Below are 19,060 nucleotides of genomic sequence, written 5' to 3'. Positions count from 1 at the left end.
CGTGAAACGCCCCAGCGCCAATGGTACTCCGTCTTAAGACGCGGGAGAGTAGGTCGCTGCCAGGTCTGCTAAACGCAACAAAATCTTCTCAAATCACATACATAACGGCCAAGGCCGATACAAAAGGTCGCACACAAAGCGGCCTTTTGCACCTCTAAAACTTACTCGACATCAAAGTCGATCAAAGTCAACGCGGGCTCGAGCAGCCCCTGCCGAACCGCAGGAAGCAAAGCTTCCGAGGACCGGCAAAACAAAAACATCCGGGCAATCACTCGGACATCGCTCAAAATCAACGCGGGGTGGAGCAGCCCGGTAGCTCGTCAGGCTCATAACCTGAAGGCCGCAGGTTCAAATCCTGCCCCCGCAACCAAAGCAATATGCAAAAGCCCCGCGGTCTCCGTGGGGCTTTTGTGTTTGAGGGGGTGGGCATCCCTTGACGCATACCCCCGCGGTGCTCGAGACGGAAGGACTATCGAGCGGCATCTTTAACTCGATGTGCGGGCACAGGTCGTTCCGTCACGCCCTCCGACTAAGCACCTAAGTTGCTGCCGGAGAGGTTGAGGCCAAATTACACCGTGGATCTCGTACAATTCCCAGAGCCTTCAAACTTCGCCTTATCGGATGATAAGCCTCCAGTGCCTGGCCAATCGGAGCTATCCGTGACTCGAAGGAACGAGTGAAGCGCTCTCTTTGCTTCGATCGATCATCCATGTCTGGCTGATACTCTGCATCTCGTTGGTCGCGTTGAAATGCCGGCTTGGCTGATTCCTCCGATCGCTCAAGGCGAAATCCATATAGGGCAGCGTTAAGCGCAGGCCGCTTTGTCCTAACCGTAGCCTTTCAGGCGCATCAAGGAATTGCATTGAGAGTGCTTGATAGTCAGCGGCCTAAATCAAAAACTTGCCCACGCAACTCCGATAGCGGTCGATAACGCTCGCCAATTATTCTCTGCGCTCCAAATACTGATCCTTAGGAAAAGCCGGAAGCAGGCCCAAATATGCGACAGGTTTACCTTCGGGATAAATATCGTGTCGTTGAGCACACAAGGCGTGTCGTAATCCAAACCGCTCGCTTCCCTCTCGCGTGGTCTCCTGTTCGTATCGAAACGCTACTTGAGGAGGTGGCGTGACTTGCGTGTATGACCGGGCTAACCCGGTTAGGTGGATGATCACTCGGGAGGATTATCGGAGGGTACCGGAAGCGGCCAGTCTTGGCCGAACCTCCCATTGATTGTCTGACAGTCGAGAATGTCGCGGCCATGCCGGCTTCGGCATTGATGTTCAAACCATGGAGGAGATGGATATGAGCAAGAACCGAGGCGTTGTCTACTTGCGGCCGGGTCAGGTCGAGGTTCGTGATATTGACGATCCGAAGCTTGAGGCGCCGGATGGACGCAGGATCGAGCATGGCGTGATCCTGAAGGTGATCTCAACCAATATATGCGGGTCTGACCAGCACATGGTGCGCGGTCGCACAACCGCCATGCCGGGCCTCGTGCTGGGCCACGAGATTACCGGCGAAGTTATTGAAAAGGGCATCGATGTCGAGATGCTGCAAGTCGGGGATATTGTCTCCGTTCCATTCAACGTGGCATGCGGTCGTTGCCGTTGCTGTAAGTCGCAAGATACCGGCGTATGCTTGACGGTCAATCCAGCCCGCGCGGGCGGTGCCTACGGCTATGTTGATATGGGCGGCTGGATTGGTGGACAAGCGAAGTACGTCACTATCCCCTATGCCGACTTTAATCTTTTGAAATTCCCCGATCGCGATAAGGCTATGTCGAAGATCCGCGACCTCACCATGCTGTCTGACATTCTTCCGACCGGCTTCCATGGCGCAGTCAAGGCCGGCGTGGGCGTCGGCTCTACGGTTTACGTCGCTGGCGCCGGTCCGGTCGGTCTCGCCGCTGCAGCATCGGCTCGCATTCTTGGTGCGGCCGTGGTGATGATCGGCGACTTCAACAAGGATCGTCTAGCCCATGCGGCAAAAGTCGGTTTTGAGCCTGTCGATCTGTCGAAGGGCGATCGGCTGGGTGACATGATTGCGCAGATCGTAGGCACCAATGAAGTCGATAGCGCGATCGATGCGGTTGGTTTTGAGGCACGCGGTCACGCCGGGGGCGAACAGCCTGCTATTGTTCTCAACCAGATGATGGAAATCACCCGCCCTGCCGGTTCGATCGGCATTCCCGGTCTTTATGTCACGGAAGATCCCGGTGCGGTGGATGATGCAGCCAAGCAAGGCAGCCTGTCTCTGCGCTTTGGTCTCGGTTGGGCAAAGGCGCAGTCTTTCCACACCGGACAGACGCCGGTGCTAAAATATAACCGGCAGCTGATGCAGGCCATTCTGCATGATCGCCTGCCGATCGCCGATATCGTCAATGCCAAGATCATCGCACTCGATGATGCGGTCCAAGGATACGAAAGTTTCGACCAGGGTGCTGCGACCAAGTTCGTTCTCGATCCGCATGGAGATCTGATCAAGGCCGCTTGACCGTCCAAGTTTCTTTTTGCGCTATTTAAACAAAAACGCCCGCGATCAAGTTGTCGCGGGCGTTTTTGTGTTTGTCGAAGAGTGGCTAAGGTAGGATGTCGATAGAGCAGCTCCGGTGAACACGGGCTCACTTACCCTCCTCAAACTCTTTGTTTTTTCGAATTTCCGGACGGAGAACCGATCACACTTTTGCTGGAAATGCTCTAGACGCCAGCCTTACTGCGATGGGCCGTCGTTGAAGCCGACTTGATCGACCAATTCGGATGCTTCCTTTCGGTGCGCGGCAATCTCCGTCAGCGATAAGGTGTCGGGCTTGATCGGACCAAAACCCTTGACGACATCGGAAGGCTGCGCGCCGGGCAGGACGGGGTATTCGAACACCTGCTTGGCGTAGATTTCCTGCGCCTCTCCAGATGCGAGGAATTCCATCAGCTTCAGAGCGTTTTCCTTGTTCGGTGCGTATTTGGTCATGGCGACACCGGAGATGTTGACGTGCGTGCCGCGGTCGTCAGCATTGGGGAAGATGACCTTGACGGCGTTTGCCCAGACTTTCTCTTCCGGTTCCTGCTCATTGGTCAGCATCAGGCCGACGTAATAGGTGTTGCCGAGCGCAATATCGCATTCGCCGGAATAGATGGACTTCGCCTGGCTGCGATCCGTGCCATCCGGCTTGCGTGCCAGATTGTTCTTCAAGCCGGTTAGCCACGTGCGGGTATAATCCAGTCCATGATGGGCAATCATCGAGGCGAAGAGGGCGATGTTGTAGGAATGTTGGCCGTCCCGAATGCAGATCTTGCCCTTCCATTTCGGATCGGCCAGTTCTTCATAGGTGATGCTTTGCTGCGGCACACGCTCCTTGGAGGCGTAGACAACGCGCCCTCTGGTCGTCAGTCCGAACCATTCGCCTTCCGGGTCGCGAAGATTGGCCGGAATATCCTTCTCGATGATCGGATCGTTGAGGACCGGCTGCGTCACGCCGCCTTCCTTGGCTTCCACCAGGCGCGCGATATCGACTGTCAGCAGAATGTCGGCGGGAGAATTGACGCCTTCTGCCTGGATGCGTTCGACCAGACCCTTGTCGAGAAACAGGACATTGGTCTCAATTCCCGTCTCCTTGGCAAAGGCGTCAAGCAGGGGCTGGATCAATTCCGGCTGGCGGTAGGAGTAGACATTGACCTCACCACCGGCAAGGGACGGGGTGGCTGCGCCACAAGCGACAGATAACACCATACCGAGCGTTAGAAAGCTGGTTTTCAAGCTTGCCATACCACAGGTCTCCCTCAGCGCGCCGGGCGTCCATTTAGTGGATGCAAAAGAACGCGCGATTCCCGTTGAATCTACGCATCGTGTTTTCCGAAAACCGTTTCCGATTTTCGGGCCGATGCAGTAGGGTTGAATAGTGGAGTTGTTTGTTCATGAATCGGCAGAAGCGTCAACGGCGAACCGCCGGAGTTTGCGCCGCGGAGGAAGATTTTTTCATTTCTGGAATTGTTCTAAAGTGAAAAACAAACTATATAACTCCACATTACCGACTAGGAGATCAGCATGCGTTTGACCAAACAGACCAACTATGCAGTCCGCATGTTGATGTATTGCGCCGCCAATGACGGCAATCTCAGCCGCATTCCTGAGATCGCAAAGGCTTACGGCGTATCGGAGCTGTTTCTCTTCAAAATTCTTCAGCCGCTGACCAAGGCTGGCCTCGTCGAAACCGTTCGCGGTCGCAACGGAGGTGTGAAGCTTGGCAAGCCGGCCGACAAGATCAGCCTCTTCGACGTGGTCAAGGTCACGGAAGACAGCTTTGCCATGGCGGAATGCTTCGAGGATGGCGCGGTCGAATGTCCGCTCGTCGATAGCTGCGGCCTCAACTCTGCGCTTCGCAAGGCCTTGAATGCGTTCTTCGACGTCCTGACCGAGTACTCCATCGACGATCTCGTCAAGGCCCGCCCGCAAATCAACTTCCTGCTCGGCCTCGATCAGCTGGCGCCGCGCGTTCATACGCCGCCGGTTGCGGCCGCCTGATCAGAGCTTCAAGCAAGTGCCCGTAAGCCTGCCTGCAAGATTGCCGGCAGGCTTTTGTGTTTCAAGAGCTTGATTTCGCCAGCGATGAAGGGACAAGTGGAAACCTTATGCCTGCGTCCTGATTCCCACTGGTGCCATGATTTCCACATCCGAACTTTATCGACTTGCCCTGACTGTCTCCATCGGCAGTCTCGGTGCGCTGTTCGGAGCGCTGGTAGGCTTGCCAGCGCCGTTTCTCTGCGGACCGGCCCTTGCCGTCACGGCTGCAAGCCTCCTGGGCCTGACACTTTCGGTTCCGAAGAACCTGCGCAATGCGACCTTCGTGATTGTTGGCGTGTCGATGGGAGCGAACATCACGCCGGATGTTTTTCGAGCGGCCAGAACATGGCCCCTCAGCTTCGTTGCGGTGCTGATAACGGTCGTGGTTCTTCTTTACACGGCCTACTGGATCCTGCGTTTTGTCTTTCGCTATGACCATACGACGGCAATGCTTGGAGCGTCGCCCGGCCACTTGAGCTACATTATTAGTCTTACGGCAGAAACGAAAAGCGATCTGGCAACCGTCAGCGTAATCCAGAGTGTCCGTGTTCTGGCGCTGACGCTGTCCGTGCCGCTCATTGTCAAGTATCTCGATCTTGTCGGCGTCGCGCCCTCCATTTTGCCGCCGCCCATGCCAGCGCTGGAACTTGGATTGACGCTGCTGGCGTCCCTGATCGTCGGTCTTCTTTTCATGCGCTGGCGCTTTCCTGCCGCACTGCTTCTGGGTGGTGTCGCTGTTTCCATCGGTTCGCACGTCACGGGCTTCTCCAGCGGCGGCGTACCGGATTGGCTTGCAATCCCCACCTACATCGTTCTTGGAAGCCTGATTGGCACCCGCTTCTCGCGCTCTTCGCTGAAGGATATGAGGAAGGCGTTTCTGGCTGGCGCCGTCGTCACTGTTGCCGTTGTCGTCCTTGCTTGCTCGATTGCCGTACTGATCTCAAGTGTGACAGGTGTTCCGCTGAACGCGGTCATGATTGCTTTCGCGCCTGGTGGCCTTGAGACCATGGCCGCCATGGCGGTGATGATGCACGCGGACACTGCCTATGTCGGCTCGCACCATGTGCTGCGCCTGCTGTTCTTGTCGGTGCTCATGCCTTTCGTCATTGGCAAGCAAGCGCGCGGGCGTTGAAAGGCAACGGCTGTCGCCCTTTTTTTCTCAGCCACGATATTTCCCTGCAACCTTTTTGCAGTCCGCTTCGTTACGTCCTGCTGAACCGGGGACAGTCACTCATCAGAGTTGGTCAGAAAGACGAGGCATTGTCCTGCCCGAATAATCGATCCGAGTGGAGATTGCCCATGAACCGTCTGATGAAGCTGGCTGGCGCCGGATTCGCGCTTGCTCTCTATACATCGATTGCCCAGGCGCAAGTCGTCGTTTCGTCCAAGATCGACACAGAAGGAAGCGTTCTTGGCAACATCATCCAGTCGGTTCTGAACGTCAACAATATCGCCACCACCGATCGTATCCAACTGGGTGCAACGCCTGTCGTGCGCAAGGCGATCATCGCAGGCGAGATCGATATCTACCCGGAATATACGGGTAACGCGGCCTTCTTCTTCGAAAAGGCAGACGATCCCATCTGGAAGGACGCAGCCAAAGCCTATGAAGAGGCCAAGACGCTGGACTACGATGCCAACAAGATCGTCTGGTTGTCTCCATCGCCCGCCAACAACACATGGGGCATCGCGGTTCGCAAGGACGTGGCTGACAAGAACAACCTCAAGACATTGAGCGACCTGGGCAAATTTGTTGCAGGTGGCGGCCAGATCGTCCTTGCCGCATCGTCCGAGTTCGTCAACTCTGCAGCAGCTCTTCCGGCCTTCCAGAAAACCTACGGGTTCACGCTGAAGCCGGAGCAGCTGATTACGCTTTCGGGCGGCGATACGGCGGCCACCATTGCTGCCGCCGCCAACCAGACCAACAACGCCAATGCCGCCATGGTCTATGGTACGGACGGCGGCATCGCGCCTTCCGGTCTCGTTGTCCTGATGGATGACAAGAACGTGCAGCCGGTCTACCAGCCCGCGCCGATCATTCGCGAAGAGGTGCTTAAAAAGCATCCCGACATCGAGAAGGTGTTGAAACCCGTTTTTGAAAAGCTCGATCTCACCACCCTTCAGGAGCTCAATGGCCGCGTTCAGGTGGGCGGAGAGCAGGCGAAGGCCGTTGCGCTCGATTTTCTCACCAAAAACGGCTTCGTGAAGTAAGAGGTGGCGTTGCAGCAAGAGACCGCCTTGCAGAAGCCGCAGAGCGTCACGCGACATATCGATAAGGTCGGCGTGCTGATATGCGGCCTGCTTCTCTATGCTTCATTCGTTCCGCCCTTTGTCAGTTTCCGTGCCAACCGGATCGTCCAGGGAGAAGGGCGCTTCCTCCTGGACAGCATGCCGACCTCTCTTGGCTATGGACTGATCGGAATCATCTTTTTGGCCGCAGCAGTGGCGCTGTTTGTGGCAAACAAGAAAATCCGTCTGGCAACCGCTTTTGCTGCCCTGGTCGCGCTGGCGCTTGCCGTCGGTCTTTCTGCCTCCTCTCTCATTCCGCCTGAGAATACCTACGCCCGCGTCTCGATAGCCAGTGGTTTCTGGTTGGTGCTTGCTGGGCTGGTGGTTCTGGCAACGGATGCGATCGCGAGACTTGACCCCAAGCCGCTGACGCGTCTCATCCTGCTCGGGCTGGCTCTCTTGCTTCTTAGCGCCTTCCTGCTCTCCGGCCTGTGGGACGATCTTTCCGTCATGAAAGAGTACCAAAGCCGCGCCGATATCTTCTGGACGGAAGCGCAGCGCCACCTTCAACTGGCCTTGGGCTCCGTCTTCGCCGCCATGCTGGCCGGCATTCCTCTGGGAGTGCTCTGTTTCAAGGTGGAGCGCATCCGCGCCGTCATGCTGAACAGTCTCAACATCATCCAGACGATCCCATCCATCGCGCTCTTCGGCCTCCTGATTGCGCCGCTCGGCTGGATCGGCACGCATGTTCCTGGCGCGTCGGACATCGGCATCAGGGGCATTGGCGCGGCGCCTGCCTTCGTCGCTCTGTTTCTCTATTCGCTGCTCCCTATCGTCTCAAACACCGTCGTCGGTGTCGCGGGCGTTCCGCTTGCGGTGCGCGATGCCGCGCGGGGCATTGGCATGACGGCTTGGCAGAGTCTGATCAAGGTCGAGTTTCCTCTGGCGCTTCCCATCATATTGACCGGCATCCGCATCGTGCTGGTGCAGAATATCGGGCTTGCGACGATTGCAGCTCTCATCGGCGGCGGTGGCTTCGGCGTCTTCGTATTTCAGGGCATCGGCCAAACGGCCATGGACCTCGTTCTTCTGGGAACCATCCCAACCGTCATCTTAGGGTTTGCTGCAGCGATTCTGCTCGATGCCCTGATCGACAGCAATCTCCTGTCTGGAGGAAAAGCCGCATGATCGAGATCGAAAACCTCACCAAGCGTTATGGTGAAGCCACTGTGGTCGACAATGTGAGCCTTTCGGTGCGCCCGAGAAGCGTCACGGTCATTGTCGGCACGTCGGGCTCGGGAAAGACGACGCTTCTGCGGATGGTCAACCGCCTCGTTGAGCCGACCGCCGGGGTCATCCGTATCGATGGGCGCAACGTTCTCGATCTACCGGGTTTCGAGCTTCGACGCAGCATCGGTTACGCCATCCAGGGACACGGACTTTTCCCACACAGGACGGTTGCGCAAAACATTGCAACCGTGCCGGAACTCCTTGGCTGGGACCGCCAGCGGATTTCTGCCAAAGTCGAAGAACTCCTCACGCTTTTCCAACTCGATTCGAATCTGTACGCCGATCGCTTCCCGAACGAATTGTCCGGCGGGCAACAACAGCGCGTCGGCGTGGCACGCGCGTTGGCAGCAGAGCCGAATATTCTCTTGATGGATGAGCCCTTTGGCGCACTCGATCCGATCATCCGCGCCAAGGCGCAGGAAGATCTCGTGGCGATACAAAAGAAACTCGGCGTCACCATTATTCTCGTCACCCACGACATGGACGAAGCGTTCTTCCTGGCAGATCGGATCGCCGTCATGGATCGAGGGAAGATCGTGCAATATGGGCCGCCGGCAGAGCTGGTTCTGAACCCGGCGACGCCTTTCGTCAGGACGCTGATCGGCGAGCGGGAAAGGCCTCTGAGGCTGCTGTCCGTGGTAACGGTCTCGGAGATCGTCGAGGCCGGAGAAGCGGAAGGCGAACCGCTGCCCGATGCGTTAAGCCAGCGCGATGCGCTTTCCGCCATGCTCTGGGCAGGACGTGACAGCCTACCGGTTATCGGTAGCGATGGACAGAAGATCGGACGCATTCGGCGCGATACGCTGCTGCAGCAAGCCGCGGGCCGCTCGTGAGAGGCGCGGACAAGAGAGCGTTGCTTGGACCGGTCCTTCTGCTGGGCCTCGCGCTTCTGCTTGCCGTCTTCCTGGTCAGCCCAAACACTTTTGCGCCGATCTTCGCGCCGCTCGTCCAGACCAACGCACCGGCCATTTACCAGCAAGCCGATCTTCTGTCGCTTACGCTGTCCCATCTCGCGATCGTGGGTGTGGCGACGCTGGCTGCAACACTCGTTGCCGCCACGCTTGCCGTCCTCGTCAGTCGTCCATTCGGTCGGGAATTTCTGCCGCTGTCGCGCAGCATCGTCAACATTGGGCAGACCTTTCCGCCGGTCGCCGTTCTGGCGCTGGCGGTGCCGATCATGGGCTTTGGCCAGAAGCCCACACTGGTTGCACTGTTTCTCTATGCGCTTCTTCCCGTCTTCGAAAATACCCTCACGGGGCTGACGACGGTTCCGGCATCAATCATCGAAGCCGCACGCGGCGCGGGCATGACCGGCTGGCAAAGGCTTTGGAGAATTGACGTGCCGCTTGCCATGCCGGCAATTCTTGCCGGTATTCGCCTCTCCGCAGTGATCAGCCTTTCGACTGCCACGATCGGTTCAACGGTTGCGGCGCGCACGTTGGGCGAGGTCATTATCGCCGGTCTGCAATCCAACAATCTTGCCTTCATTCTGCAGGGTGGCTTGATTGTGGCTGCACTCGCCATTTTGATCCATAGCACGCTTTCGATGCTGGAAACCAAAGTAGCGCGGCGTACAGGTCACTGAAGCATTTTGTCTAGACAAGTCATTTTCCCTGTGAATTAATGCCCCTTAAAGAAGCGGCGAAAATCGACGCTCAAAAATAAAGCAACAGGGGATCTACATGAGAAAGACGCTGGGTTTTACCCTTCTCGCCGCCGCACTGTTTTCCACCACAGCCCATGCCGAAACATCCGTCACCATCGGCATGTCTGGCTGGACGGGCTTTGCGCCGCTGACGCTCGCCAAAGAAGCGGGTATTTTCGAAAAGAACGGTCTCAAGGTCGAGATCAAGAAGATCCCGCAGGCAAGCCGTCACCTGGCGCTCGCCTCAGGTGACGTTCAGTGCGCCGCGACCACTGTGGAAACCTGGATTGCATGGAACGCCAATGGCGTGAAATCTACGCAAATCTTTCAGATGGACAAGTCCCACGGCGCGGACGGCATGGCGGTTCGCAGCGATATCGCCAAGATTGCCGACCTGAAGGGCAAGACCATTGCCGCTTCGGCACCCGGCACCTCGCCATACTTCTTCCTCGCGTGGATCCTTAAGGAAAATGGTCTGACGCTTAAGGATGTGAAGGTGGTGAACCTGGAGCCCGGCCCGGCTGCGCAGGCTTTTGTCGCGGGCCAGAACGATGCCGCGATGACCTATGAGCCCTATCTCTCCACGGTTCGTGCCGCACCCGACAAGGGCAAGATTATTGCTACCACGCTGGATTATCCGGCGGTTATGGACACATTCGGCTGCACGCCGGAATTCCTGAAAACCAATCCGGAAGCGGCGAAGGCGCTGGCGACGAGCTACTTCGAGGCGCTTGAAGCCATCAAGGCCGACCCCGAGAAAACCTATGCGACAATGGGCGCGGATGTGAAGCAGTCTGGCGAAGCCTTCGGCAACTCCGCCAAGTTCCTCGAATGGCAGGACAAGGCAGCCAACCAGAAGTTCTTCGAAGGCGAGTTCAAGACGTTTTCGGAGAAGGCCGCCGATCTGCTTCTGGAAATCGGCGTCATCAAGTCGAAGCCCGACCTTTCTACGCTCGCCGATACCTCCTTCATCAAGTAATCGGCCATCAAGCAATGACCTCGGGCGCGGCCTGTCGCCGCGCCCCGCCTCATGACTGCCGGGATACACATGCAGCCACTACAGCCTATCAGACACAGCACGCGGATTGCGCTCGGCATCCTGTTTTTCGTGCTGTTCTTCCTCGCCTGGGGTATCGCAACGCTGGGTGGGTTCGTTTCGCCCACCTTTCTCGCTGACCCTGTCACCATGCTGAAGGATGGGATCTATCTCCTGACCGAGCAGGGTTTCGCCTACGATATCGGTATGACGATCTGGCGCGTGGTCGGCGGCTTCGTGCTGGCGGCGATAGTGGCTGTTCCCCTCGGTATCGCCATGGGTGCATATAAGCCGATCGAAGCTTTACTCGAGCCTTTCGTTTCCTTCGCACGCTATCTACCGGCGTCGGCTTTCGTCCCGCTTCTGATCCTTTGGGCTGGCATTGGCGAAATGCAGAAGCTGCTGGTGATCTTCATCGGTGCGGTGTTTCAGATCATCCTTATGATCGCCGTTGCCGTTGCCGGCACACGACGTGATCTGGTCGAGGCTGCATATACGCTCGGCGCCAAGGATCGCGGCGTTGTGCGCCGGGTCCTCATCCCTGCCAATGCACCGGATATTGCCGAGATTCTGCGGCTCGTTCTCGGCTGGGCGTGGACCTATGTCATCGTCGCCGAATTGATCGGAGCCTCGTCCGGCATCGGTTACATGATCATCAACAGCCAGGCCTTGATGGCGACGGGCCAGATCATTTTCGGCATTATCGTCATCGGTGTCATCGGACTTATCTCGGACTTTGCCTTCAAGTCTCTCAATCGCAAACTGTTCGCCTGGAGGCTTGCCTGATGAATGAACTCGTCATCCAGGACGTCAGCCGCACCTTCCCGGGCGTGCGTGGCGGCACGCCGACACTTGCCCTGCAACCGACGGATCTCGAAATTCCGAAGAACGATTTCGTCACCATTCTCGGGCCCTCCGGCTGCGGAAAGTCGACGCTGCTTCGTATCATCGCCGGCCTTGATCGCCCGACCACCGGCAAGGTTCTGCTGGCTGGCCAGGAGGTGAAGGGACCAGGTGCCGATCGCGGCATGGTCTTCCAGTCCTACACGCTGTTTCCCTGGCTCACTATCCGCGAGAACGTCGCCTTTGGCCTGCGCGAGCGCGGGGTAGCGGAGAAGGAGAAGTGGGAGATCGTCGATAGCTACATCGACAAGGTGGGCTTGAGAGGCTTCGAGAACCACTGGCCGAAGCAACTATCCGGCGGCATGCAGCAGAGAACGGCGATTGCCAGAGCGCTGGCCAACGGTCCGCGCATTCTGCTGCTCGATGAACCCTTCGGCGCGCTGGACAACCAGACGCGCGGCCTCATGCAGGAACTGCTGCTGGGCATCTGGGAGCGGGAGCAGAAGACGGTGATCTTCGTGACGCATGATATCGAGGAAGCGGTGTTCATGGCAAACCGAGTGGTGACGATGTCGGCGCGTCCGGGCCGCATTAAGTCCATCACCCCGGTCGATCTGCCGCATCCGCGTCATTACACGGTCAAGGCTAGCCCGGAATTTTCCGAGTTGCGTGCAAGGCTCACCGATGAAATCCGTGAAGAAGCCATTGCGGCGGCAGCCCATGGCTAAGCACGGGAGACGGTGATATCAGGCGGGCCATGGAAGCGCCGTGCTTCCAACTGGCCGCACAAAACACGCTTTACCTTTTGAATAGACGCATCGCGCTTTTTAGAAAATGGATTTCGATTTTCTAGCCGACGCTGTAACGGAACGAAGACCATGGCTGAAACGGCCGCACTGCAGGAAAAGTCCTTGCACGAGCGCATCATGAGCGACGTGGAAGGACGGATTCTGTCTGGTGAATGGCCGCCGGGTTATCGTATTCCCTTCGAGCACGAGTTGACGAAGGAGTATGATTGCTCCCGCATGACGGTGAACAAGGCGCTGACCGAGCTGGTCAAGAAAGGCCTGATCGAGCGCCGTCGCCGTTCCGGAAGTTTCGTTACCCGTCCGCATGTCCAATCCGCCGTTCTGGCAATTCACGATATCCAGCGCGAGGTCCAGCAGATGGGACTGATCTACGGCTATCGGCTGGACGAGCGCGAACTACGCAAGGCAACGTCTCAAGATCGCGCTGCGCTGGAGGTGAAGGCGGGCGCCAGTATTCTCTCGCTGACCTGCCGGCATTTCACCGGCGACACACCCTTTTGCCTCGAGGACCGCATCATCAACGTTTCCGCCGTGCCAGAGGCCAAAGATGCGGATTTCTCCTCCGTCGGTCCGGGTTCATGGCTTTTGCAGATGGTACCCTGGAGCGCTGCCGAGCATCGCATCCGCGCCATCTCGGCGGATCGCCGGATTGCCGATGCGCTTGCCATTCCCGTCGGTACCGCCTGCCTCGTCGTTGAGCGGCGAACCTGGCACGGGCAGACCTACGTGACACACGTCACGGTAACCTATCCGGGCGAGCGCCATGAACTCGTGGCGCAATTCCTGCCCATGCAGCAGCAGTGATCCTTCGCAATCGCGAATGTAAAAACATCGCTTCGTCACGCATGTTTTTCCAAAAGATGAGTTTACAGCTCCGGTTTATGCAATGTATTAGTTGCTAATCTTACTCCACTTATAGCGGATCGGGCTTGCATGTCTGCTATTCGGGTGCGGGTGAGGGCAATGCCGATGCGTCTGGTCGTCGTGCAGTACAGAAAACCCGGGACCATCTGATGACCTCCATACTCTCGATTTCTTCGTCCAAAGCTGCAATAGCGCCATGGACGCGTTGCCGACACGCGGCGCTGGCAATGACCGTGATGATCTGCGCCTCTTCTGTCCAGGCTGTCGCTCAGACGGCTGCGCCATCCCAAGGCGTGCCAGCCGCACCGCAGACCCAGGCTCCTTCGCCGGCTACGAATTCTGCTCCGCCCGTTTCCGTTCAGCCATCGCCAGCGACGCAGGTGCCGCAAGCCGCCCTACAGGATCAGCAGGCGCCTGCTGCGACCGCTCCCTTTCCGGCGACCGAGGCTCCGGCTCAACCGTCTGGCGCGCAGACACCGCCAGCAGCACAGCCAGGCCCATCCAGTGAGGCGCTTTCTCCGGTAGAGGTGAGCGCGGATGAACGGTCCGATATTCCTCACAACCTGTCCGCTTGGGGCATGTTCATGGCCGCAGACTGGGTCGTCAAAAGCGTCATGATCGGCCTTGCTCTCGCCTCGCTCGCAACCTGGACGGTCTGGCTGGCGAAGTCGATCGAGCTTGCCGCCGCGCGTGTGCGTGCAGGATCAACACTGAAGATCGTTCACAAGGCAAAGACGCTGGCTGAAGCCACTGAAGCCGTCGAAAACAAGGGCGGTCCTGCCGCCTTGATGTTGCGCATGGCAACTCACGAAATGACCCTGTCGGATGCAGTCGTTGCTCACACGGATGGCGGTGGCATCAAGGAGCGGGTCTCCTCCATCCTCTCGCGCATCGAAACCCATGCGGGTCGCCGCATGTCGCGCGGCACGGGCGTTCTGGCCTCCATCGGTTCGGTATCGCCCTTCGTTGGCCTCTTCGGCACGGTCTGGGGCATCATGAACGCCTTTATCGGTATCTCGGAATCGCAGACAACCAACCTTGCCGTCGTGGCGCCCGGTATCGCCGAGGCCTTGCTGGCGACGGCGATCGGTCTGGTTGCCGCCATTCCGGCAGTGGTGATCTACAACGTCTTTGCCCGTTCCATTACCGGCTATCGTCATCTGCTGGCCGATGTTGCCGCAGGCGTGGAGCGTCTCGTCAGCCGCGACCTCGATTTCCGCCGCATCCCGCCGGGCAGTGCCAGCAAGCCCCAGGTCTCACTGGTGGGACGTTAAGATCATGGCAGGCGGTATCCGAGAGAGCCACGGGGAAGAGCTTCCCGAAAACCACGAAATCAACGTCACGCCGTTCATCGACGTGATGCTGGTGCTGCTGATCATCTTCATGGTGGCAGCACCGCTTGCGACCGTAGATGTCAATGTCGACCTTCCGGCCTCGACGGCAAAACCCGCCGAGCGTCCGGACGAGCCGCTCTATCTGACGGTGAAGGACGACCTGTCGCTCAATCTCGGCAATGATGCGGTGGGGCGCGAAGCATTGGCCTCCAGCCTCGACGCCAAGACGGGGGGCAAGAAGGACACACGTATCTTTCTGCGCGCTGACAAGGCGGTGGATTACGGCCACTTCATGGAGATCATGAACCTGCTGCGTGACAGCGGCTATCTGAAGATCGCGCTTGTCGGGCTGGAGGGCGTTGCGGGCGCAGCTCCAGCAGGCGCGCCGGCCTCTGGTTCCAGTCAGCTGCAATCCAGCCAGCCTGCATCTGGCCCGAATGGAGGGTCGCAGTGACGGACACCGTCTACTCTCGTTCCAGACAATCCCGCTTCGGAGAGATCGCACTCTGGTCCGCGGCGGCACTGGTGATGGTCTCGGTACACGCCGCAGGCGCCTATTATCTGATGCAGGAAAAGCCGGAAGAGCAGGGCGATAACGCACCTCAGGCGGCGATCATGATTGAGCTTGCCGCCCTGCCTGAGGCCGCCAATACCGAAGAAACGGTCGAAGCCAATGACGAGGTCGAGACGGAAGAGGTCAAAAGCAACGTCACCGAGCCTGTCGAAGAACCGCCGCCCGTAGAACCTCCGCCGGAGCCAGTTGCAGAGCCTGTCGTTGAAGAGCCGCCAGTGGAGCCCGAGCCTACCCCCGAAGTGCCGCCGGAGGTGGTGCAGCAGCCTGTGGAGGAGCCCACGCCTCCAGAACCGGTGCAGGAGGTCGATCCCATCGAGCAGCAGCAGGTAGCGGAACTCGAAAATGTCGAGGTTCCCCTTCCTGTGCTTCGTCCTCCGCCTCCGCCTCCGGTACAAAAGAAGGTGGAGAAGGAAAAAGAGCCGGAAAAGAAACGAGTGCAAAAGCCGACGCCGGCGCCACAGCAATCTCAGCGCCGCGATATCGCCAAGGCTGAGGCGACGCAGTCGGACAGAACGGCGGCGTCTCGCAACAGCGCGGGTTCTGCATCGTCTTCCATCTCTCCGGCTGACTGGGCATCGAAGGTTCAAAGCGCTGTCGCTCGCCGCATCGTTCGCGGTGCGGGCCGCTCCGGCATGACGGTGACGGTATCCTTCGTGGTGCAGAATGACGGTTCTATCGGCCGGCTGAGCGTGGTCAAATCCACAGGCGATGAGGCAGTCGACGCCAAGATCAAATCGTCGATCGGCAAGGCATCGGTTTCGACGCCACCTCCCGGTGCGCAGACGTCCTTCGTCCTTCCTGTGCAGGTCAGGTAGCGGACGCTCGCAGGACGATCGTGTTCCTCCTGCTGTCAACTCTCCACGGTGAATTGCACGACATCAGCCGGAAAGCGGCTGGTGCCGAACTGTATCGGATGTCCGTCCATGTCGACATTCAGGGAATCGGAGACGAGGAGAATGGCACCCGGCGACAGCTCGAGATCGGCCAGATCGTCGGCTTCCGCATGGCGGGCAGAGACTGTGGTCGAAGCCCGGACATAGTCGGCCACGCCGGATCGCTTCAGCGCCTCGGTAATTGAGCCCGTGTCTTCATAGTCAGTGGCAATGCCGCTAAAGCGCTCAGCCGGAAACCAGGATGTCGAGCGCGATACCGGCTTTTGATCGACCTTACGCAGCAACTCCAGCCGGATGAGTGGCGTACCCGGCGCCACATTCAGCTTCTCGGCAAGAGCTGTCGTCGCTCCCTCAAGGGAATGCGCCAGGAGCAGCCCTTCCATCTCCCGTGCCTGATCGCCAAGACCAGCGGTAAAGCGTGTTCGCTTCGAGATTGGGAAACTCAGGCGATCCTTGCGGGTAATCAGTGTTCCCCGGCCTTGCAGCGCCTGAACGATACCTTCATCCGCAAGTGCTGCGATGGCACCCCGGACCGTATGGCGGTTAACGCCAAAACGTTCTGCCAGCACCATCTCTGATGGCAACATGCCGGTGCCGTCATATTCGCCCGCAGCAATCGCCGTTCTGATCCGGTCGGCGATCTGGCGCCAAAGCGCCACGCCATTCTTCTTTCGCATATTGTTCGTCAGGGTCATGTCACACGCTTGTCATGCTGGAGGCTTACATCTAAGCTATCTTGTATGGTTGTCTATATCAATAGACGTTTGAGGATAAAATGAACGAACCGACCGAAATTCAAGAGGCGAGAAAGCGGGCCGCAGGGCTGCTGGCCCGTGCGACGGTTGAAGAGCTTCTCAATTGCTGGAGCGCTCTGGATACCAAGCCGCAAGTCGAAAAGGTGCGTGGACCGGAAACCGGGCTCGTCATGGTGCGCGGAAAGATTGGTGGCGGCGGTTCACCCTTCAATCTCGGAGAAGCGACCGTGACACGCGCCACCGTCAAGCTTGCCTCCGGCACGATCGGCCATGCCCATGCGCTCGGCACGAGCCGCAAGCAGGCGTGGTACGCGGCAATCGCCGATGCGCTTTGGCAGGAAGAGACGACCCGTCCTCTCGTTGAGCGCGAGGTCCTCTCTGTGGTCGCATCTCGTCTTGAAAAACGCAAGACCAATGCCATTCAGCAAACCGCAGCAACCCGCGTCGATTTCTTCACCATGGTACGGGGAGACGACTAATGTCCGCCAACGCCAATATCGTAACCGGCGGCTTCTCCGATCCGGTCTTCGATTCCCAGCACATTTTCAAAGCCGTCATGGATGGCATGGCACGCCCAGGTAAGGTGCAATCCTTCGATCTGCCGATCCAGCCGCCAAGCCCGCTCGGCAAGGCTGCCGGCGGCATTCTCCTGACGCTTTCAGATTACGAAACCCCCGTCTGGATGAATGGCGCCTTCTCGAAATCGGTCGTGCCGAGCTGGCTCTCCTTTCACACGGGAGCGCAAATGGCGGCAACCAAAGCCGAAGCCCGTTTTGCGGTGCTCGATGCCGCAAGCCAGCTCTCCTCTTTCGATCTTTTCGCCCAAGGCACGCAGGAATATCCTGACCGCTCCGCAACGATCATCATCGAAGTGCAGGATTTGACAGGCGGTCCAAAGCTCCGGCTTACCGGCCCCGGCATTCGGGACAGCGAGATCATAGAGCCTACAGGCCTTCCTGACATTTTCCCTCGTCTGTGGAGCGAGAACCGCGCCGTCTTTCCGCGTGGAGTCGATGTGATCCTCACCTGCGGCAGCCACTTCATCTGCCTGCCGCGTTCCATTCGTATCGAGCTGGAGGCCTAAGCTATGTATGTTGCCGTTAAGGGCGGAGAAACCGCCATTGCCAATGCACATTGCCTGCTTGCCGACCGGCGCCGTGGAGATCGCAACCTGCCCGCCATGACGATCGGCCAGATCATTGAGCAACTCGGCCTTGCCGTGGACCGGGTGATGGCCGAAGCCTCGCTCTACGATCGGGCGCTCGCCGCGCTCGCGGTCAAACAATCGCGCGGCGATATGATCGAGGCTATCTTTCTGCTGCGCGCCTATCGCACCACCCTGCCGCGCTTCGGCTACTCCAGGCCGGTCGAAACCGGCGAGATGCTGGTTGAACGCCGCGTGTCCGCAACCTACAAGGATCTGCCCGGCGGACAGTTGCTCGGCCCCACCTTCGATTACACCCATCGCCTTCTCGATCCATCCCTTCTTGAGGATGGCGAGGTCGATGAGCCTGTCCTGCGCGATTCAGAGCCGGAACATATCATGCGGGTGTCGGAAATTCTGGCGGAAGAAGGCCTGATCGAAAGCGACGGCGAAATGCCGGAGGAGCATGTTCCCGGCGACCTGACCCGCGAGCCCATGGAGTTCCCCATGGCACGAGACCTGCGCCTGCAATCGCTTGCCCGTGGTGATGAAGGCTTTCTTCTGGCTCTGGCCTACTCAACGCAGCGCGGCTACGGCCGCACCCACCCTTTTGTCGGCGAGGTGAGAATCGGTGAGGTCGAGGTGGAGCTGGATATTCCCGAACTCGGCTTTGCCGTTTCCATCGGCGATGTTCAGGTCACCGAATGCCAGATGGTCAACCAGTTCAAGGGTTCGGCCAAGGCACCGCCGCAATTCACCCGCGGCTACGGGCTGGTGTTCGGCCAGAGCGAACGCAAGGCCATGGCTATGTCGCTCGTGGACCGTGCTCTGCGTGCTGACGAGTTCGGTGAAGATAGAACCGCACCGGCTCAAGACGAAGAGTTTGTGATTTCACATGCTGACAATGTTCAGGCGACGGGCTTTGTCGAGCATTTAAAGCTGCCGCATTACGTCGATTTCCAGGCTGAGCTTGGTCTTGTCAGAAAGATGCGCGCCGATTTCGAGGCTGCGCAAAGAACACAAGAGGGTTGGTTGAACGATGCTGCCGAATAAAGACTTGGTCTTATCGCTGCTCGTTGAACCAGTAAGC

General features: G+C 58.4%; 19 protein-coding genes and 1 tRNA gene. 18 read left to right on the top strand and 2 right to left on the bottom strand.

Features of this window, described 5'->3' with window-relative positions:
* Positions 1 to 293: 293 nt before the first annotated feature.
* Positions 294 to 370, top strand: a tRNA-Met gene (locus tag QZ862_RS21285).
* Between the two features lie 932 nt (positions 371 to 1,302).
* A complete protein-coding gene (gene fdhA / locus QZ862_RS21280) occupies positions 1,303 to 2,493 on the top strand; it encodes a formaldehyde dehydrogenase, glutathione-independent (protein WP_296016657.1) in 1,191 nt (396 codons plus the stop codon).
* A 216-nt stretch (positions 2,494 to 2,709) separates the two neighbouring features.
* Here fdhA and QZ862_RS21275 read toward each other — a convergent pair whose 3' ends face one another.
* Positions 2,710 to 3,723: a Fe(3+) ABC transporter substrate-binding protein gene (locus QZ862_RS21275; RefSeq protein WP_296101675.1), complete on the bottom strand. Its 1,014-nt coding sequence runs from the start codon at positions 3,721 to 3,723 to the stop codon at positions 2,710 to 2,712.
* A gap of 315 nt (positions 3,724 to 4,038) precedes the next feature.
* Between QZ862_RS21275 and rirA the strand changes: the two genes are divergently transcribed.
* The 13 genes from rirA to QZ862_RS21210 all read left to right on the top strand — a co-directional run bounded on the left by rirA (position 4,039) and on the right by QZ862_RS21210 (position 15,993).
* On the top strand, positions 4,039 to 4,515 hold the full coding sequence (gene rirA, locus QZ862_RS21270; protein ID WP_296038528.1) for an iron-responsive transcriptional regulator RirA: 477 nt from the start codon (positions 4,039 to 4,041) through the stop codon (positions 4,513 to 4,515).
* A 136-nt stretch (positions 4,516 to 4,651) separates the two neighbouring features.
* On the top strand, positions 4,652 to 5,686 hold the full coding sequence (locus QZ862_RS21265) for an AbrB family transcriptional regulator (RefSeq protein WP_296101655.1): 1,035 nt from the start codon (positions 4,652 to 4,654) through the stop codon (positions 5,684 to 5,686).
* Positions 5,687 to 5,853: 167 nt separating this feature from the next.
* Entirely contained in the window at positions 5,854 to 6,765 is a 912-nt protein-coding gene (locus QZ862_RS21260) for an ABC transporter substrate-binding protein (protein WP_296101654.1), read from the top strand.
* A gap of 9 nt (positions 6,766 to 6,774) precedes the next feature.
* Positions 6,775 to 7,971 carry an ABC transporter permease gene (locus QZ862_RS21255; RefSeq protein WP_296101653.1) on the top strand — a complete coding sequence of 399 codons (1,197 nt, stop codon included), beginning with the start codon at positions 6,775 to 6,777 and terminating at the stop codon, positions 7,969 to 7,971.
* Entirely contained in the window at positions 7,968 to 8,906 is a 939-nt protein-coding gene (locus QZ862_RS21250) for an ABC transporter ATP-binding protein (protein WP_296101652.1), read from the top strand. Before QZ862_RS21255 ends, QZ862_RS21250 begins: the two co-directional genes overlap by 4 nt.
* A 20-nt stretch (positions 8,907 to 8,926) precedes the next feature.
* Entirely contained in the window at positions 8,927 to 9,658 is a 732-nt protein-coding gene (locus tag QZ862_RS21245; protein WP_296038522.1) for an ABC transporter permease, read from the top strand.
* A gap of 97 nt (positions 9,659 to 9,755) precedes the next feature.
* Positions 9,756 to 10,697 carry an ABC transporter substrate-binding protein gene (locus tag QZ862_RS21240; protein ID WP_296083585.1) on the top strand — a complete coding sequence of 314 codons (942 nt, stop codon included), beginning with the start codon at positions 9,756 to 9,758 and terminating at the stop codon, positions 10,695 to 10,697.
* Positions 10,698 to 10,766: 69 nt separating this feature from the next.
* Positions 10,767 to 11,540: an ABC transporter permease gene (locus QZ862_RS21235; RefSeq protein WP_296083583.1), complete on the top strand. Its 774-nt coding sequence runs from the start codon at positions 10,767 to 10,769 to the stop codon at positions 11,538 to 11,540.
* Positions 11,540 to 12,325 (top strand): ABC transporter ATP-binding protein, encoded by a 786-nt coding sequence (locus tag QZ862_RS21230; RefSeq protein ID WP_296101650.1) that lies wholly within the window; start codon positions 11,540 to 11,542, stop codon positions 12,323 to 12,325. The genes QZ862_RS21235 and QZ862_RS21230 overlap by 1 nt, the downstream gene beginning before the upstream one ends.
* Before the next feature lie 150 nt (positions 12,326 to 12,475).
* Positions 12,476 to 13,210, top strand: a complete 735-nt coding sequence (gene hutC, locus QZ862_RS21225; protein WP_296101649.1) for a histidine utilization repressor — start codon at positions 12,476 to 12,478, stop codon at positions 13,208 to 13,210.
* A gap of 209 nt (positions 13,211 to 13,419) precedes the next feature.
* Positions 13,420 to 14,544, top strand: a complete 1,125-nt coding sequence (gene exbB, locus QZ862_RS21220) for a tonB-system energizer ExbB (RefSeq protein WP_296101648.1) — start codon at positions 13,420 to 13,422, stop codon at positions 14,542 to 14,544.
* A gap of 4 nt (positions 14,545 to 14,548) precedes the next feature.
* Positions 14,549 to 15,058, top strand: a complete 510-nt coding sequence (gene exbD / locus QZ862_RS21215; protein WP_296038514.1) for a TonB system transport protein ExbD — start codon at positions 14,549 to 14,551, stop codon at positions 15,056 to 15,058.
* Positions 15,055 to 15,993, top strand: coding sequence for a TonB family protein (locus QZ862_RS21210; RefSeq protein WP_296101647.1), 939 nt, complete (start codon positions 15,055 to 15,057; stop codon positions 15,991 to 15,993). Before exbD ends, QZ862_RS21210 begins: the two co-directional genes overlap by 4 nt.
* A 35-nt stretch (positions 15,994 to 16,028) precedes the next feature.
* On the opposite strand, the gene phnF is transcribed toward QZ862_RS21210, so the two are convergent.
* Positions 16,029 to 16,766: a phosphonate metabolism transcriptional regulator PhnF gene (gene phnF, locus QZ862_RS21205; protein ID WP_296015699.1), complete on the bottom strand. Its 738-nt coding sequence runs from the start codon at positions 16,764 to 16,766 to the stop codon at positions 16,029 to 16,031.
* 80 nt (positions 16,767 to 16,846) lie between these two features.
* Here phnF and phnG point away from each other — a divergent pair, with 80 nt between their 5' ends.
* From phnG to QZ862_RS21190, 3 genes are read left to right on the top strand one after another with little or no spacing between them, the layout of a single operon-like run.
* Positions 16,847 to 17,305 (top strand): phosphonate C-P lyase system protein PhnG, encoded by a 459-nt coding sequence (gene phnG / locus QZ862_RS21200; RefSeq protein ID WP_113326670.1) that lies wholly within the window; start codon positions 16,847 to 16,849, stop codon positions 17,303 to 17,305.
* Entirely contained in the window at positions 17,305 to 17,910 is a 606-nt protein-coding gene (phnH, locus tag QZ862_RS21195) for a phosphonate C-P lyase system protein PhnH (RefSeq protein WP_296101646.1), read from the top strand. The genes phnG and phnH overlap by 1 nt, the downstream gene beginning before the upstream one ends.
* Positions 17,911 to 17,913: 3 nt before the next feature.
* Complete coding sequence (locus tag QZ862_RS21190; RefSeq protein ID WP_296101645.1) at positions 17,914 to 19,023, top strand: carbon-phosphorus lyase complex subunit PhnI; 1,110 nt, start codon at positions 17,914 to 17,916, stop codon at positions 19,021 to 19,023.
* Positions 19,024 to 19,060 lie beyond the last annotated feature (37 nt).

The sequence above is a fragment of the uncultured Agrobacterium sp. genome (assembly GCA_913777615.1).
Taxonomy (GTDB): domain Bacteria; phylum Pseudomonadota; class Alphaproteobacteria; order Rhizobiales; family Rhizobiaceae; genus Agrobacterium.
The sequence above is the reverse complement of the archived record's forward strand: the minus strand, read 5'-3'. Positions and strand labels throughout refer to the sequence as shown.